This window comes from Butyrivibrio sp. (assembly GCF_024699075.1).
On record NZ_JAILQF010000045.1, the window covers coordinates 1 to 15,225 of the forward strand.

A 15,225-nucleotide genomic window follows, 5' to 3' on the forward strand; every position below is an offset into this window, starting at 1 on the left:
TTATTGACTATGGCTAACATGAGGAATAAAATTGGTGTTGTTGCAAAGGATTTGCAATTAAATGTAAAAATGTAAATTATTAGTCAGAAAGAAGGTTGTTTATATTATGACAAAAGTAGATATTATCTCAGGCTTTCTTGGCGCAGGAAAGACAACTCTTATCAAGAAGCTTCTTGCAGAGGCTCTTTCAGGAACCAAGACAGTTCTTATAGAGAATGAATTTGGTGAAGTTGGTGTTGATGGAGGATTCCTTCAGCAGGCCGGAATTGAGATCCGCGAGATGAATGCAGGTTGTATCTGCTGTTCACTTGTTGGAGATTTCGATACCAACCTTACAGAGATTATGAATAAATACGCACCTGAGCGTATCATCATTGAGCCATCAGGTGTTGGTAAGCTTTCAGAAGTTGCTGAAGCTATCAAGAATGTAACTAATAAGTTCCCTGATATGATGCTTAACAGCGCAGTAACAGTAGTAGATGTTACTAAGGCTAAGGTTTATATCAAGAACTTTGGTGAGTTCTTCTCTAATCAGATTGAAAGCGCTGGTACTATCATCCTTACACGTACAGATAAGTCTGATGATGCCAAGATCGAAGAAGTTGTAGAACTTATCCGTACTCTTAATAAGAAGGCTACTATTATCACAACTCCTCTTGCTGAGCTTGATGGTAAGGAGATCCTTGATACATTTGAAGGTAATCATGATCTTGAGAAAGAGCTTCTTGAAGAGATGATGAAGCACCGTGATGAAGACGAAGATGAGCATGAGCATCACCATGATGATGAAGATGAGGATGAGCACGAGCATCACCACCACCATCACCATGATGAGGACGAGGATGAGCACGAGCATCACCACCATCACCACGATGATGAGGACGAGGATGAGCACGAGCATCATCACCATCACCACCATGATCATGACGAGGAACCTGATGAAGAAGGTGTTATCGTTCACCATAGCGATTCTCACCACCATCATCACCACCATCACCATGGCGGACATGATGCTGACGAGGTATTCCAGAGCTGGGCTCTTGAGACTCCTGTTAAGTATTCAAAGGCTGACATTGAGACAATGCTTTCTAAGCTTGAAGATGATGAAAAGTATGGCGTAATTCTTCGTTCTAAAGGTATGGTTGAAGATTCTGAAGGAAAATGGATCGAGTTCGATTATGTTCCTGATGAGACACAGATCCGTGAAGGTCATGCTGATGTTACAGGTAAGATCGTAGTTATCGGTTCAGGTCTTAAGGAAGATGCTCTTGAGAATCTTTTCCGCAGAAGAGATTAATAATTTGTTTAGAGCGAGGTAGATCGCGTGTTTGGATTGAAAGGGAAAGTAACAATGAAACCCGTTTATATAATTAATGGATTTTTGGATAGCGGCAAGACTGATTTCTTCCGTTATACAATTGCGCAGCCTTATTTTCGCAGTAACGGACTTACACTTATCGTAGTATGCGAAGAGGGCGAGAATGACTATGAGGAAAAGCTCCTTAAGTCAACTAATTCTGTCAAAGTAGTAGTAGAGGATGAATCAGACTTTACTGTTGCCAAGCTTCAGAGCTTTGAGAACAAGTACAATCCTGAAAGAGTTCTTATAGAGTTCAACGGAATGTGGGATCCAAGAAACATCCACCTTCCTAAAAACTGGAATATTGAGCAGCAGATCACTATGATCAACTGTGCAACATTCGAAATGTACTATACTAATATGAAGTCTATGCTCGTAGAGCAGATCAGAAAGAGTGACATGATCCTCTTTAACAGATGCGACGGCTTCAATGAGAAGCTCCCTGGCTTCAAGAGAAATGTTAAGGCTGTAAATCAGCAGGCAGAGATCATATTTGAAGACAGAAACGGAGAGGTAGATGTAACTCTTGATGAGGATCTTCCATTTGATCTTAAAGCAGATCCTATAGATCTTAACAATTATGGTTATGGAATGTTCTATCTTGATGCACTTGAGCATACAGATCGTTATGCGGGCAAGAAGGTTAGATTTAAGGCTCTTGTAGCTAAGCCAAAGGACCTTCCGGAAGGAAAATTTGTTCCTGGGCGTCTATCTATGAACTGCTGTGCACAGGATATGCAGTTCCTTGGCTTCTCTTGCTATTATGACAAAACGGGTGAGCTTAATGAGAAGGACTGGGTAGAGATAACAGCTGAAGTTGACAGAGAGTTTGTTAAGGAATACAACGGAGAAGGACCTGTTTTAAGGGCTGTATCTGTAGTTCCTACAACAGAGCCTGCACATCCCGTTGTAGACTTCACTCAGCCAATCATGTCAGATTAAGATAAGTGATATTTTAAGTTTACTTATAATTTAGTTAATATTTTAATGGTATATGTGTAAATAAATCCGGGCAAATTGCGTATTGCCTGGATTTATTTTTTATAAAAAGTTAACAAATATTTCATAATATAGTAGAATTAGAAAGTTTAGAGGTGTAAAATATATCGGTATGGTACAAAGTCTATGGCTTTGCTACTTATAATATATAGCATGAAGAAGTGAAAGCGAGGGAGAAAAATGGCTTTATTTGCCGGTAATAATGGAAAAGAGAAGCAAGGCGGAGGAATACTCGGTGCTTTCTCTACAGAAGTCATTAAATGGGAACCTGCTTCTGAACATGAGGCTTCAATTATTGTTCACAAGCATCAGTATGAGGATTTTCCTAATGGCTCTTATCTTATAGTTGCGCCATCTCAGATGGCTTTTTTTGTCAACAATGTTAACGCTGGAAGCTCGACAGATTCCAGCCTTGATGGAAAATCACAGGTAGCTGTATTCGAGGGGCCATGCAAGATCAAGCTTGATACAGGTGATAGCAGGTTTGCGCCTTTCAGGAATATGACCCATGCATTAACAGGAGGCGAGTCTGCATTTCATTCTACAGTATATTTTATTAATACAACTTATATGAATGAGCTGGGATGGGGAACTCAGCAGCCTATAAATGTCGTAGATCCCGAAGAAGAAGTCAATATTCATGTAAGAGCGCAGGGTATGTTTGGCGTTCATCTTGAGCATGAAGATACAACGGTCTCTGTTATCAATGCTAATAAATTTATACGAAAGGTAGTAGGAACTCAGGCTGACTATACACGTGATGAGCTTATCAGATTCATGCGTGCCAAGATTCTTGAGTATGTTCCTGATCTTCTTGCTAATGCCATTATTCGTGAGAATATAGGTATTCTTAAAATCAGTGCATATCTAAGAGATTTCTCTGACAAAATATATAAAGAGCTTGTACCTCATTTTGATGAGTTTGGTCTGACTCTTGATAACTTCTCATTTCACAGTATTAATGCCCCTGATGAAGATCTGCGTCTTGTAAATGAAATGAAGATCTTAAGAAAGCAGAAACAGCTTGAAGCACAGGGTAATGCCAGCAAGATGGATATTGAATCCGAAGCTATTATGAGAAAGCGTCAGCGCGAAGGCTATACATATCAGCAGGAACAGGCTTTTGGTGTTATGGGAGCAGCTGCTTCCAATGAAGGCACTGCAGGCTCTGTTATGGGTGCTGGAATGGGAATTGGAATGGGATTTGGAGTTGGCAATGTCATGAACCAGGGCATGAATAGTATAGCTCAAGGTTCTATGGGAACAGTTAATATGCAGCCACAATCTCAGGTAGGAGGACAGGACCAGGTAAAATGTCCAAGCTGCGGCAGTAGTAATCCTGCAAATGCCAAGTTTTGTCTTAGCTGCGGTCAGAAGATGGAGCAGCCATCAGCTGGAGTATGTCCAAACTGTGGAGAACCAATTATTCCGGGAGCCAAGTTCTGCCTTAATTGCGGTCATAAGCTTGGCGCTAATGTGTGCCCTAATTGTGGCAAAGAAATAGTTCCGGGTTCTAAGTTCTGTCTTGAGTGCGGAACACCATTAACTTGAAGTAAGGGAGATACATATGAAAGCTAATAAAATTTGCTCTATAGTTCTTATTGTATTTGCAGCTTTATGGACTTTGTCTATTCTGATTTTTACAGATAAGTCAGATGTCGGTTTCTATTACTGGGGAGGCATTGCCTTTGGATTTATAGCACTTGTTCTTGGAGCATTGGTTAATCTGTTTATAAGTTCAAGACATAGCAGGAACACTACAGAAATAGAGATGCTGCCTGTCTTTGCTACAGGTATATATGCTGTAGTATGTGTGATCTTCAATTCTGTTTTTGTATACCTTAAAGATGGTGATTATAGTATTGCTATACCTGCTTTTAATGTGATCGCTATGGTTGTTTACCTGATATACGTGTACAGTCTTTTAAGATATGCCGACAGAGTTGTTGCAACAGGTAATGCGATAAATGAGAAGACATCAAGATATGCAGGTATCTCAGTCAAGATGGCTCAGCTTCTTGGCATGTGCAATGATGCTGATATAAAGAAAAAGGTGCTTGAGCTTAAACAAAAGGTTGATTATAGCAATAATCTTGCGCAGAATGTTTCAGGATACGAAGAAGAAGATTTCTATAATGCTATTACAACTTTAGAGAGTATGCTTGCAGATGGAACTTCAAAAGAAGAAATATTAGCACAGATTGAAAATGCAGATAATATCTGGAAAGTAAGAAACAGCAAACTGTCTGTTATGTCATAGAATGGAGGCTATTTAGGGTGGAAAATGAAATATTACAGTGCCGGGGATGTGGCAGTACGAATGTAACATTCAATCCTAAGATGCGTCTTCTGACATGTAATCAGTGCGGCAGAGAAGAGTTCTACAGCAGAGCTACACTCAATGCAAACGGGAAAGTTGTTCTTGCAAGAAAGAATGCTGTTAATTTCTTTGTAGAAGGTAAATATGAAGAAGCAAGGCATTATGCAATGGATGTTCTCAATATTTCAATGGATAATGTTCCGGCACTTTTTATAATTGCATTTTATGATGAGTATGTAGAAAAGAGGGATGACAGTATTCGCCTTTTCTTCAGTCAGGTTGATGATGTTGCTGTTGAGTACGAAGAGCTTCAGGATATGAAGATACTGATAAAGTCATCTGCAAGAAGGCTGTCTTCATTTGAAGAAAAAATAATAGAATTTTTTGCCAAAAATATGCAGGCTGAAGAAGATAAAAAAGAGCTTTGTGACTTATTTGATTCCATTTGCCCATATTTTATCGCAAGAAGAACATCGTCCAATTATTTGACAGATAATCTTAAAGATATGTACAAAGAGCTTGCAGGATATTGCGGTATACCAAAAACATGTTTTGCACTGCTTAAATCTATTGATACCAATCCGGATTCACCTTATGTGAACAACTCATTCTTTTTGCAGTCAAAATCAAAATATTTTCTGGATAATTATATAGTACCTATCGGGGAGGTACTTGATGCTATGCCTGATAATGAATTTAAAGGTAAATTCATTGGGGTATATCACAGTAAGTATAACAAATTCAAAGTAGATTCAGGCGTTTAAGGAGGAGAGACCCATGAGTAATACTACAACAATCGGAATTGATTATGATGCTCAAAATACGATCCACAATATAGATGTCATCACTTCAAAGCTGAAAGACTCAGTTGAAGAGATGGGCGGAAAGATCGCAGAAACAAGTCAAGAGCTCAAAGCTTTGAGAATAGAGTTCGAAGCCTTCAGGATCGATCAGACCAAATCCAATGCACTTAACAGAGCAACTAATGAACTTGTCAGAGTCCGTCAGGAGCTTGAGCAGAAATTCAGTAACTATTCTGTAGTAAGAGATACAATGCTTGGCGTACTCCAGGCCACAGATCTTGCACTTGTCAAAAAAGATACTATCTCAAGAGTTTCAGAAGAACTTATGCTTTCAACTCCTGAGTACTGGCTCGCACCTTGTCTTGTAGCAGTAGCTGCATGGATTGGCAATGACAGAGATCTTGCAGAAAGAGCGATCAAAGAAGCTGTTAAGAGAAATGAGACCAAGACAGCCCTTACCATGGCACTTATCTGCAGAAGAAATCAGAAACAGTCAACATGTTATGAGTGGCTTTCAGTTTATTTTGCCCACCAGGATGCATCAAACTTTTCAGAAGATACTCTTATGTATATCGATGCTTATGCTAATGGTATATTCGGTGAAGATGAAAAGCATATATGTGATGACTATATTAACAAGTGGATGAGAGAAGTACGCGGTACTACTAGCAATATAGATGAGGAGCAGTCAAAGCTTTGGTCAGAGTACTGTCTTGGATTTTCTCATGATACAAGCGATGATTTTCCTGAGCTTAAACAAAGTGTTGAAGAATATGAGAGAATTGATGCTTACATTAGAAGGATCAGTTCTGCAGAATCTATCGTAGACAATTTTAATAGTATACAAAATACTCCTGTTGACTCAGATTCACTTAAGTCTGCTATTGATAAGCGTCTTATTGGACTTATCGGAAGATATGACAATAAAGAAGACAAGCTGAGAAAAGAAGAGCACTATTATGAACTTGTAAAGTATTATGATGGTAATGAACAAAGAGCAAGAGAGCAAACAGAGCTCGAAGAGCGTATCAAAAAAGAGCAGATGCTCAATCTTGTCCAGCAGCTTACCAAAACAGTTATCTCAGATAAGCCTGTAATGCCTTCCATGAAGAAGACAGCTGTTGCATATCTTACAGATTATATCAAGAACGGATACAACACATATATCACTGAAAAGAAAGCTGAATTCCCTGAAACAGTTACTGTAAAGGTAGACGGATGGGAAGGAACAACTGCAACCGGCGAAGATACACCCAGGCTTTGTGCTGAGTATACAAATGAAATAAATACAAGACGTGAGACTGACCTTAAGGCAGCTAATTCAATTATGCCTAAAGCAGAGATTGGACTTGGTATCATATTGGTACTCTTTGGCGCAGTGCTGGCACTTGTAAAGACTCCTGTACTGGCTATCGTAGCAGTTGCCGGATTATATGTAATTCTCAAGGGATTTAAGGAAAACAATGTTCAAAAGCAAAAACTACTTGCTATCAATGCTAAATATGATGAGCAGCTTGCAGCTGGTAAAGCAAGGATCGAGAATGCCTGTGCTCAGTGGAACAAGGCCAAGATCATTGCCGCAGACTTTGAGAACAAACCTGTTGATATATTTACAGCTTAATCTGAAGGGAGATTATTGTTATCATGGATATAAATATGAATAATGAACTGAACAATGAATTAAACAGTGACTTTGATGATCTTGAAGCTATGTTTGGAGCAGCTGATGCAGATATTGAAAAGATGGAGAACGTTGTTCTGTCTAATAATCTCAAAGGCTTTGCAAGCTGCTTCCCGGAATGGGATCTTCATCCACCGATAGGAAGATAAAGTTTAGCGATAATAAGGCGGGTACCACCATGTTGGTGGGCCTGCTTTTTTGTTAGATTTGTTTGAAAATACCGCAGTGCATCCTCGTGACTTTGATCGTATGAGGCTTTGCAAATCTAAAATTATTATAGATTTAATGGATTATGATTTTTGCTATAAATAGAGTGAGTTTGGTATAATTTTTATATTGGAATTATATTTGTCATATGATAAATGAGGGGAATTTATGAAAAAGAAATTACTTGCATGTCTATTTACGATTTCAATATCTGTAACAGCCTGTGCAGGAACAAATAGTGATGATGCCTTATCTTCATCTTCTGACGGTGCAAAGAATATAGATGACGCAGATAGTGCTGATAGCTCAGAATCGAGTGGCGATAGTGCCATATCTTTATCTTCTGATAATGCTGAAGGTACAGTTAATGCTGATATCAATGATGTCGCAGAATCTGAGCAGGCGGATAGTCCTTTAGACTCAGGTATAGATTCATCAGTTTCGACGGATGCCTTACCGCAGACAGAGGAAGATCCTGGCGGATTTTTCTCATATACACTTTGCTTTGCAGGAGATATCAACTTTGATGATACCTGGTCCAATATGGTCTACTATCACAACAACGGCGATAACATCTATAACTGTATAGATGAAGATTACATAAATGAGATGAACGCAGCAGATATCATGTGGATCAATAATGAATTCACCTATTCTGATGGCGGAACACCTATGGCAGGAAAAGCCTATACCTTCAGAGCTAATCCGCAAAATGTATTTATATTAGATCAGCTTGGGGTTGATATAGTAGGACTTGCCAATAATCACGTTTATGATTACGGTGAGGAAGCATTTTTGGACACACTTGAAACTCTTGAAGCCGACAATATCCTTTATGTTGGAGCGGGAAGAAATCTTGAAGAAGCTTCAAGCCCTGTGTACATGAAGCTTGGAGAAGTGACAATAGCATATGTTGCTGCATCACGCGCTGAGAAGAATAAGATGACGCCGCAGGCTACAGATACATCGCCCGGAATTCTGCGCTGTTATGATACTGAGAAATTCGTAGAAGCTATTAAAGAGGCTGATTATAATGCCGATTTCGTAATAGCACTTCCTCATTGGGGCACGGAATACTCCACAACACTTGAGACTGCTCAGACCTCATCTGCAAGAGAATATATAGATGCAGGCGCAGATGTTGTAATAGGAGCGCATTCTCATTGCCTTCAGGGAATGGAATACTATAACGGATCTCTTATAGCTTATTCGCTTGGTAATTACTGGTTCAATGAGAAGACACTGGATACTATGCTTTTAGAAGTTGAGATATCAGGACTTGGGACAGATGTGCAGTGTGTTGAGATACAGATGATTCCCGGAACCCAGTCCGGATGGGTTACTACTATGGCAGATACTCCTGAGGAAAAAGAACGTATATATTCCTATATGGAGTCGATATCTATTGATATTGAAGTTGATGAAGATGGATATATAAGTCCCGCTTCATAGCTAGTAAAGACTAAAAAATTTGATGTCTACTGGACACGCAAGCGGTATCATGGTATATTATATGTAGTAATAAAAACTACATCAAAAAGTAATTAAAAACTTTACCGAAAATTTACTTTATTTGGATATACATATTATTGGTTGCGACGTTTCAGGATCGCAGAAGGGAGCTGCATATGACAACAAATGATCTGAAAGAATTTTTTAATGAGCATCTTGTACCTAAGAAGCTCTATAAGATAGGCGGAGAGCACAAGAACCGTATCTGTATTGAACAGGTATCTGATGGATGGGATGTATTCTTTAAAGATAAGAAACAGAAGATTGGTCTTATGCATTTTGGTGATGAGCACTCAGCTTGCGATGTTATGATGAATGAGATTCGTAAGCTTATGGAATCTGTATATGGAATCACATGGGCAAGAACATTATAACGGATTATTATTAGATAATTATGGCGATGTACAAATTTGAAGTTTGTACATCGCCTTTTTTCGCAATACGTGATTTATTTTTCTTGTTCAAGAAATCATATTTTTTGGAATCTTGTAACTACCTGTTTTTTGATGTCAGATGGCAGCAGCTTGATGACTCTTGAAGCTACGAACATGCAGATGATCCTGTCAATATAGTCAGTAATAAATTGAACGACGAAGCAGCTGATCGTAAGACCTATACCTGCTTTAGTCATAAGCTGAACTATGATTGAAGATCCTGATGAAGTGATTCCTCCAAAAAGATGAGCTGTTATAAGCGCGCTGATAATGGAAGTAGGAAGCGTGATAATAACTGCAGCAGGGAAGATCATGAACTTTTTAGGCATACCCTTGCGACATACAAGACCTGTTATAAAACCAAGCAGTATTCCAACAGGAGCATAGTAAAGTGAGTATACATCAATGGTCAGGCCAAGTATCAGACCACTTAAAAGATTTGGGAGCATGCCCCATATAGGACCAAGGAGGGCAGCAGTAATAAAGGTTCCCATACTGTCCAGATAGATTGGAAGTTTAAGCATAAGAGCTATCTGACCACCAATATAGTTGATCACAACAGCAAGTGCGATTATACATATTTTGTAAGCATTGATCTTGTTTTTCATTATATTATCTCCTTCAAAATGTCTAATTTGTCCGGACTTGTGCCGGTTAATCTTGATATGAACATAGTCCAGAATCTTTCGCAATCTGCTTCGTTAAGGACTTTGGCATTAGCTTCTTTTTTATAGAAATTCATACTGTCTACTACCGACTGTCCCTCTGATATTCCAAGAGTTTCAATTTGGACAAAAGAGCTAAAGCCAGAGCAAACTTCACGGTCCAGATAATAAGCAACAGCCAGAGGATCGTTGATAACGCATCCTATAATGTGTTCCCATTCCCAGTGAAAGTCGAAGTAGAACTTTGTGATTCTTTTTACAAAATCTCCAACTTCAGGATTTAAGCGGTTCATATACTCTAAGAGAGTTGGAGTAAGTACGATCTTCCTTGTAACATCAAGCCCCACCATATGAATAAGGCTATGGTTGTCATAGACAGTCTTATATACAAGTGCTGCAGCATCGGGATCGCACCAGTAGTTGTACTCGGCAACAGGAGAGCAGTTGCCATGACTTTTAAAAGAACCGCCCATACTTACGAGTTCGTCTATTGAAAGAAAGGCATCAATGTCTCGTTCTATAAGCCTTGCAAGATTGGTCATAGGCCCAAGAGCTATAACGGAGCACTTTTCTTTTTTCAAAGCTTCTTGCATATAAGAAACAGCATCCATGCTATTTTCAAATCCATCAACTTCAGGAAGAAAGCTTTCTCCAAGACCGTCTTCTCCATGAGTATCAAGTGCATTAACATATTTTTTCTTTATAGGGCTAGGCTCACCTATGTAGATAGGAATATCAAGCCTGTTCATGAACTTTAATACCTTCTTGGCATTGGAAAAGCCCATGGATACAGGAGAGTTTCCGCATACAATTGTGATTGCCATAACTTCTATTTCAGGCGACTTTAGCGCAAGCATTATAGCAAGGCTGTCATCAATTCCTGGATCACAGTCGATTATTACTTTTTTCTTTGACATAATTAACCTCATACTCAAGTGACGAGTGTTTTTGAATTTGGTGGAGCTTACGACGCCAATTCACATTTGGATATTTTCTGATTTCGAACTTTACCTTTTAATACAAAATAAAAAAGCCTTCATCTGCGAACCATCACAGACAAAGACTATAGACAAAGCAAATTTCCGAATATTGGGTCTGGAAATTTGCGTATAGAAAATAAAATGATCTAAGGGTCAAAAGTATCTATTGCCCCTTATGCCATAAGATATAAATGTCATTACTGGTCTTCATGACATATATACCGTAAAAGTCTATGTAATTTGCCTAGTTTTTTATACTGGGAGGTTCTCGAACCAGTTGTACTTGTTGCGAATTACTTTAAACAGCAACATGTTAGAATATAACATCATATGATAGAAAGGTCAATAAGAAGGTGGAGAAATGAATCATGGAAGCTTATCTGCAAACATTATTGAAAACCCTGAAATGGAATAAAAAAAGACTCCATCATCAGAGGGGATGATAGAGTCTTCAAATATTTAATATAAAAAGCTGATTAGTTCATCTTGTTTACAGCCTGAGCAAGACGAGAAACTTTACGAGAAGCTGTGTTCTTCTTGAATACTCCCTTAGACTCAGCCTTGTCGATAGCAGATGTAGCAGCAACGAGAGCCTTAGCAGCCTCTTCCTTGTTGCCAGCTTCGATAGCAGCTCTAACCTTCTTGATCTCTGTCTTTACAGCAGACTTAACAGCCTGATTACGCTCTGCACGCTTTGCGCTTGTGAGAACTCTCTTTTTGGCGGATTTGATATTAGCCATAATTACCTCCGAATAATATAATTCAAATGTTGTTTTAATAATTGAGATGAACATTCAGACCGGACACGGACAGCGAATGCTCACATACGGGATATAGTTTAGATGAATTTTAACATAATGTCAAGCAAATTAAGGATTTTGCATGGAAATTTTGCTACTTCCATGATATATTATGTTGATAGGGTCGAAAAGTCAAAACGAAATTATGCTTGCATAAATTTCGTTTTGACCTTGAGACCCGCCGTACATGAGGATGAAGTAATTTACGAAGTAAATATACGGAATCCGAATGGACGTAGAATTGCGAGAGTTTCGAAGAAACGAAGCAATTCTAATATCAACATAAAGGTAAAAAGGGGGCAAAATATGTTTTCATATTTTACAATTTGCCCTTGAATTATACATCATATTTGAAATGAGGAACTAAATGTCTGCAATAGATCAAAGCAAAATTAGAAATTTCTGTATCGTGGCACATATTGACCATGGTAAATCCACTTTGGCGGATCGCCTTATAGAGAAGACCGGAGTACTTACTCAAAGAGAGATGAGCGCTCAGGTTCTTGATAATATGGATATCGAAAGAGAACGTGGTATCACTATTAAGAGCCAGGCTGTTCGTATGGTATATAAAGCTAATGACGGAGAAGAGTATATATTCAACATGATAGATACTCCAGGTCACGTCGACTTTGGATATGAGGTCAGCAGATCACTTGCTGCCTGTGACGGTGCTGTACTTGTAGTAGATGCTACTCAGGGCGTAGAGGCACAGACTCTTGCCAATGTATATCTGGCTCTTGATCACAATCTGGATGTATTTCCTGTAATCAACAAGATTGACCTTCCAAGCGCACAGCCCCAGGAAGTTAAGGATGAAGTTGAGGACATCATAGGAATAGAAGCCCAGGATGCTCCTTTGATCTCTGCCAAAAACGGCATAGGAATAGACGACGTTCTTGAAGCAGTAGTTCGTAAGATACCTGCTCCTTCAGGAGATCCTACTGCACCTCTTAAGTCACTTATATTTGATTCAATCTACGATCCTTATAGAGGCGTTATCGTATTTGTAAGAATTAAAGATGGTACTTTGAAAAAAGGCATGAAGGTTAAATTCATGCAGACAGGTGCCCAGGAAGAAGTAGTAGAAGTAGGATATTTTGGACCAGGACAGTTTATTCCCTGCGAAGAGCTTTCAGCCGGAATGGTAGGATATTTTACAGCATCAATTAAGAATATTCAGGATACACGTGTAGGTGATACTGTAACTTCAGCAGATAAGCCATGTACAGAGGCACTTCCTGGATATAAACAGGTTATGCCTATGGTTTATTGCGGAATATATCCAGCTGATTCTGCAAGATATCCTGAGCTTAGAGATGCTCTTGAGAAGCTTCAGCTCAACGATGCATCTTTGTTCTATGAACCTGAGACATCACAGGCTCTTGGATTTGGCTTTAGATGCGGATTTCTTGGACTTTTGCACCTTGAAGTTATTCAGGAGAGACTTGAAAGAGAATATGACCTTGACCTTGTAACAACAGCACCCAGCGTTGTCTACAAGATTTATAAGACAGATGGAACATGCTTTGATCTTACTAACCCTTCAAACCTTCCTGATCCTTCTGAGATAGATCACATGGAAGAGCCTATAGTTAACGGCGAGATAATGGTCACAACTGATTACATAGGACCTATCATGCAGCTGTGTCAGGAAAGAAGAGGAAGATACATATCTACTGATTATGTAGAGCAGACAAGAGCTATTCTTAAGTATGAGCTTCCGCTTAACGAGATCATCTACGATTTCTTTGATGCGCTCAAGTCAAGATCAAGAGGCTATGCTTCTTTTGACTATGAGATCAAAGGTTATGAAGCTTCTACACTTGTTAAGCTTGATATACTTATTAACAAAGAAACTGTCGATGCATTAAGCTTCATCGTTCATAAAGACGGAGCTTATGACAGAGGCCGCAAGATGTGCGAAAAGTTAAAGGAAGAGATCCCGAGACACCTTTTCGAAATTCCGATCCAGGCAGCTGTTGGCGGCAAAGTTATAGCAAGAGAAACAGTTAAAGCTATGCGTAAAGACGTACTTGCCAAGTGCTATGGTGGTGATATATCACGTAAACGTAAACTTCTCGAGAAGCAGAAGGAAGGTAAAAAGAAGATGCGCCAGATTGGTAGCGTAGAGATACCTCAGAGTGCATTCCTCAACGTTCTTAAGCTTGATGAGTCTAAATAATATGATAAGGAATATTTCTGTTTATATTCATATACCTTTTTGTGTCAGGAAGTGCAATTATTGCGACTTCCTGTCTTTTTCTGCGCCTTGCGATGTTAAGGACAGATATCTTCATTCACTTATTAATGAGATAAAAAGTTCCGGCATATGGCTTTGCGATAAGGCAAGGCAAAGCGCCGGAATTTATACTGGCGGAAAAGACCGCACCAGTGCCAGCGATAAATCTTTGGATAATGAAAAAAAGAATAATGGAACTTTGGATAATGATACTTTGAATAATGATACTTTTGATAACAAAGTTACTTATCTTGTCAGAAGTATTTTCCTTGGAGGTGGAACTCCATCGTCAATTGATCCTGACTGGATCAGGAAGATTCTTGATACTGTGAGAGAGTTTTATAATGTTGCGCAGGATGCTGAGATCACTATGGAGATGAATCCTGGAACAGTGACACCAAAGAGCCTTTCCATTTACAAAGAGGCTGGAATCAACAGAATCAGCATAGGCTGTCAGTCACTTAATGACTCGGAGCTTAAAGAACTTGGAAGAATACACGATTCTAAGACTTTCTATGACACATTTTATGCGGCAAGGGATGCCGGTTTTGACAATATAAATGTTGATCTTATGAGCGCACTTCCGGGACAGACAGTTGATTCTTACAGAGATTCTCTTAATAAGATAATAGCGCTCAGACCAGAGCATATATCTGCATACAGCCTTATCATAGAAGAGGGTACGCCCTTTTATGACAAGTACAAGGATGTTATAGACAGAGACCTCTATGACATAGAAGATGAGCTGGTAAAAGAGGGTGTTGTCAATAAGACGGATATAGATACAAATATAGATACGAATATAGATACGAATATAGATACGAATATAAATACGAATATAGATACTAATATAAAAACTGATAATTTAGCTGCAGATAATATAAATGTAGAAATAAGTAATTATTCTGATGTTGATAATGATTCAGCCATTGTAAATATAGATATCAAGCCTCTTCCTTCAGAAGCTGACGAACGTCAGATGTATGAAGATACTATAGATATTCTAAATAAAAATGGCTATCACAGATATGAAGTTTCCAATTATGCAAGAAATGATGGCGATTATGAATGTTATCATAATAAAGCCTACTGGAAGAGAGCAGAATATCTTGGCCTTGGAATCGGCGCAGCAGGGATGATAGACGATGTCAGATCTACAAATACAGATGATATAAATGAGTACTGTAACTACTGGTATGATTTTGATATACATAAAAATGAA

The 15,225-nt window shown here is 38.8% G+C and carries 14 protein-coding genes and 1 riboswitch; of the genes, 11 read left to right on the plus strand and 3 right to left on the minus strand.

The window, feature by feature from the left end; all coding sequences use genetic code 11:
- Positions 1-106 precede the first annotated feature (106 nt).
- The 9 genes from K6G87_RS01430 (at position 107) to K6G87_RS01470 (ending at position 9,256) form a co-directional block, all read left to right on the plus strand.
- On the plus strand, positions 107-1,297 hold the full coding sequence (locus K6G87_RS01430; protein ID WP_296832880.1) for a CobW family GTP-binding protein: 1,191 nt from the start codon (positions 107-109) through the stop codon (positions 1,295-1,297).
- Positions 1,298-1,351: 54 nt separating this feature from the next.
- Positions 1,352-2,302 (plus strand): TIGR03943 family putative permease subunit, encoded by a 951-nt coding sequence (locus K6G87_RS01435; protein WP_296832883.1) that lies wholly within the window; start codon positions 1,352-1,354, stop codon positions 2,300-2,302.
- A 237-nt stretch (positions 2,303-2,539) separates the two neighbouring features.
- The gene (locus K6G87_RS01440; protein ID WP_296832886.1) at positions 2,540-3,910 is read left to right on the plus strand and encodes an SPFH domain-containing protein; all 1,371 of its coding nucleotides are present in this window, start codon (positions 2,540-2,542) and stop codon (positions 3,908-3,910) included.
- Between the two features lie 16 nt (positions 3,911-3,926).
- Positions 3,927-4,619 carry a hypothetical protein gene (locus tag K6G87_RS01445; protein WP_296832889.1) on the plus strand — a complete coding sequence of 231 codons (693 nt, stop codon included), beginning with the start codon at positions 3,927-3,929 and terminating at the stop codon, positions 4,617-4,619.
- A 17-nt stretch (positions 4,620-4,636) separates the two neighbouring features.
- Positions 4,637-5,443, plus strand: coding sequence for a hypothetical protein (locus tag K6G87_RS01450; RefSeq protein ID WP_296832891.1), 807 nt, complete (start codon positions 4,637-4,639; stop codon positions 5,441-5,443).
- A gap of 13 nt (positions 5,444-5,456) precedes the next feature.
- On the plus strand, positions 5,457-7,103 hold the full coding sequence (locus tag K6G87_RS01455; protein ID WP_296832894.1) for a hypothetical protein: 1,647 nt from the start codon (positions 5,457-5,459) through the stop codon (positions 7,101-7,103).
- A gap of 23 nt (positions 7,104-7,126) precedes the next feature.
- Positions 7,127-7,312 carry a hypothetical protein gene (locus tag K6G87_RS01460; protein WP_296832897.1) on the plus strand — a complete coding sequence of 62 codons (186 nt, stop codon included), beginning with the start codon at positions 7,127-7,129 and terminating at the stop codon, positions 7,310-7,312.
- 226 nt (positions 7,313-7,538) lie between these two features.
- Positions 7,539-8,822, plus strand: coding sequence for a CapA family protein (locus K6G87_RS01465; protein WP_296832899.1), 1,284 nt, complete (start codon positions 7,539-7,541; stop codon positions 8,820-8,822).
- A 176-nt stretch (positions 8,823-8,998) separates the two neighbouring features.
- Positions 8,999-9,256 carry a hypothetical protein gene (locus K6G87_RS01470; RefSeq protein ID WP_296832902.1) on the plus strand — a complete coding sequence of 86 codons (258 nt, stop codon included), beginning with the start codon at positions 8,999-9,001 and terminating at the stop codon, positions 9,254-9,256.
- Positions 9,257-9,351: 95 nt separating this feature from the next.
- Here the strand turns inward: K6G87_RS01470 and K6G87_RS01475 are convergent, their stop codons facing one another.
- The 3 genes from K6G87_RS01475 to rpsT all read right to left on the minus strand — a co-directional run bounded on the left by K6G87_RS01475 (position 9,352) and on the right by rpsT (position 11,701).
- Positions 9,352-9,924: an ECF transporter S component gene (locus tag K6G87_RS01475; protein ID WP_296832905.1), complete on the minus strand. Its 573-nt coding sequence runs from the start codon at positions 9,922-9,924 to the stop codon at positions 9,352-9,354.
- Positions 9,924-10,898, minus strand: coding sequence for a nucleoside hydrolase (locus K6G87_RS01480; protein ID WP_296832908.1), 975 nt, complete (start codon positions 10,896-10,898; stop codon positions 9,924-9,926). Before K6G87_RS01480 ends, K6G87_RS01475 begins: the two co-directional genes overlap by 1 nt.
- Positions 10,899-11,199: 301 nt before the next feature.
- A riboswitch (PreQ1 riboswitch) is annotated at positions 11,200-11,244 on the minus strand.
- A 193-nt stretch (positions 11,245-11,437) separates the two neighbouring features.
- Positions 11,438-11,701: a 30S ribosomal protein S20 gene (rpsT, locus tag K6G87_RS01485; protein WP_296832922.1), complete on the minus strand. Its 264-nt coding sequence runs from the start codon at positions 11,699-11,701 to the stop codon at positions 11,438-11,440.
- 427 nt (positions 11,702-12,128) lie between these two features.
- Between rpsT and lepA the strand changes: the two genes are divergently transcribed.
- Positions 12,129-13,946, plus strand: coding sequence for a translation elongation factor 4 (gene lepA, locus K6G87_RS01490; RefSeq protein ID WP_296832924.1), 1,818 nt, complete (start codon positions 12,129-12,131; stop codon positions 13,944-13,946).
- 1 nt (position 13,947) lies between these two features.
- Positions 13,948-15,225, plus strand: a 1,278-nt coding sequence (locus tag K6G87_RS01495; protein ID WP_296832926.1) for a coproporphyrinogen-III oxidase family protein, incomplete at its 3' end; no start/stop codon positions are given.

Bases quoted from the DNA above. Each gene is read 5' to 3' on its own strand.
- K6G87_RS01430 (WP_296832880.1), top strand. From the start codon at position 107: ATGACAAAAGTAGATATTATCTCAGGCTTTCTTGGCGCAGGAAAGACA.
- K6G87_RS01435 (WP_296832883.1), top strand. From the start codon at position 1,352: ATGAAACCCGTTTATATAATTAATGGATTTTTGGATAGCGGCAAGACT.
- K6G87_RS01440 (WP_296832886.1), top strand. From the start codon at position 2,540: ATGGCTTTATTTGCCGGTAATAATGGAAAAGAGAAGCAAGGCGGAGGA.
- K6G87_RS01445 (WP_296832889.1), top strand. From the start codon at position 3,927: ATGAAAGCTAATAAAATTTGCTCTATAGTTCTTATTGTATTTGCAGCT.
- K6G87_RS01455 (WP_296832894.1), top strand. From the start codon at position 5,457: ATGAGTAATACTACAACAATCGGAATTGATTATGATGCTCAAAATACG.
- K6G87_RS01460 (WP_296832897.1), top strand. From the start codon at position 7,127: ATGGATATAAATATGAATAATGAACTGAACAATGAATTAAACAGTGAC.
- K6G87_RS01465 (WP_296832899.1), top strand. From the start codon at position 7,539: ATGAAAAAGAAATTACTTGCATGTCTATTTACGATTTCAATATCTGTA.
- K6G87_RS01470 (WP_296832902.1), top strand. From the start codon at position 8,999: ATGACAACAAATGATCTGAAAGAATTTTTTAATGAGCATCTTGTACCT.
- K6G87_RS01475 (WP_296832905.1), bottom strand. From the start codon at position 9,924: ATGAAAAACAAGATCAATGCTTACAAAATATGTATAATCGCACTTGCT.
- K6G87_RS01480 (WP_296832908.1), bottom strand. From the start codon at position 10,898: ATGTCAAAGAAAAAAGTAATAATCGACTGTGATCCAGGAATTGATGAC.
- rpsT (WP_296832922.1), bottom strand. From the start codon at position 11,701: ATGGCTAATATCAAATCCGCCAAAAAGAGAGTTCTCACAAGCGCAAAG.
- lepA (WP_296832924.1), top strand. From the start codon at position 12,129: ATGTCTGCAATAGATCAAAGCAAAATTAGAAATTTCTGTATCGTGGCA.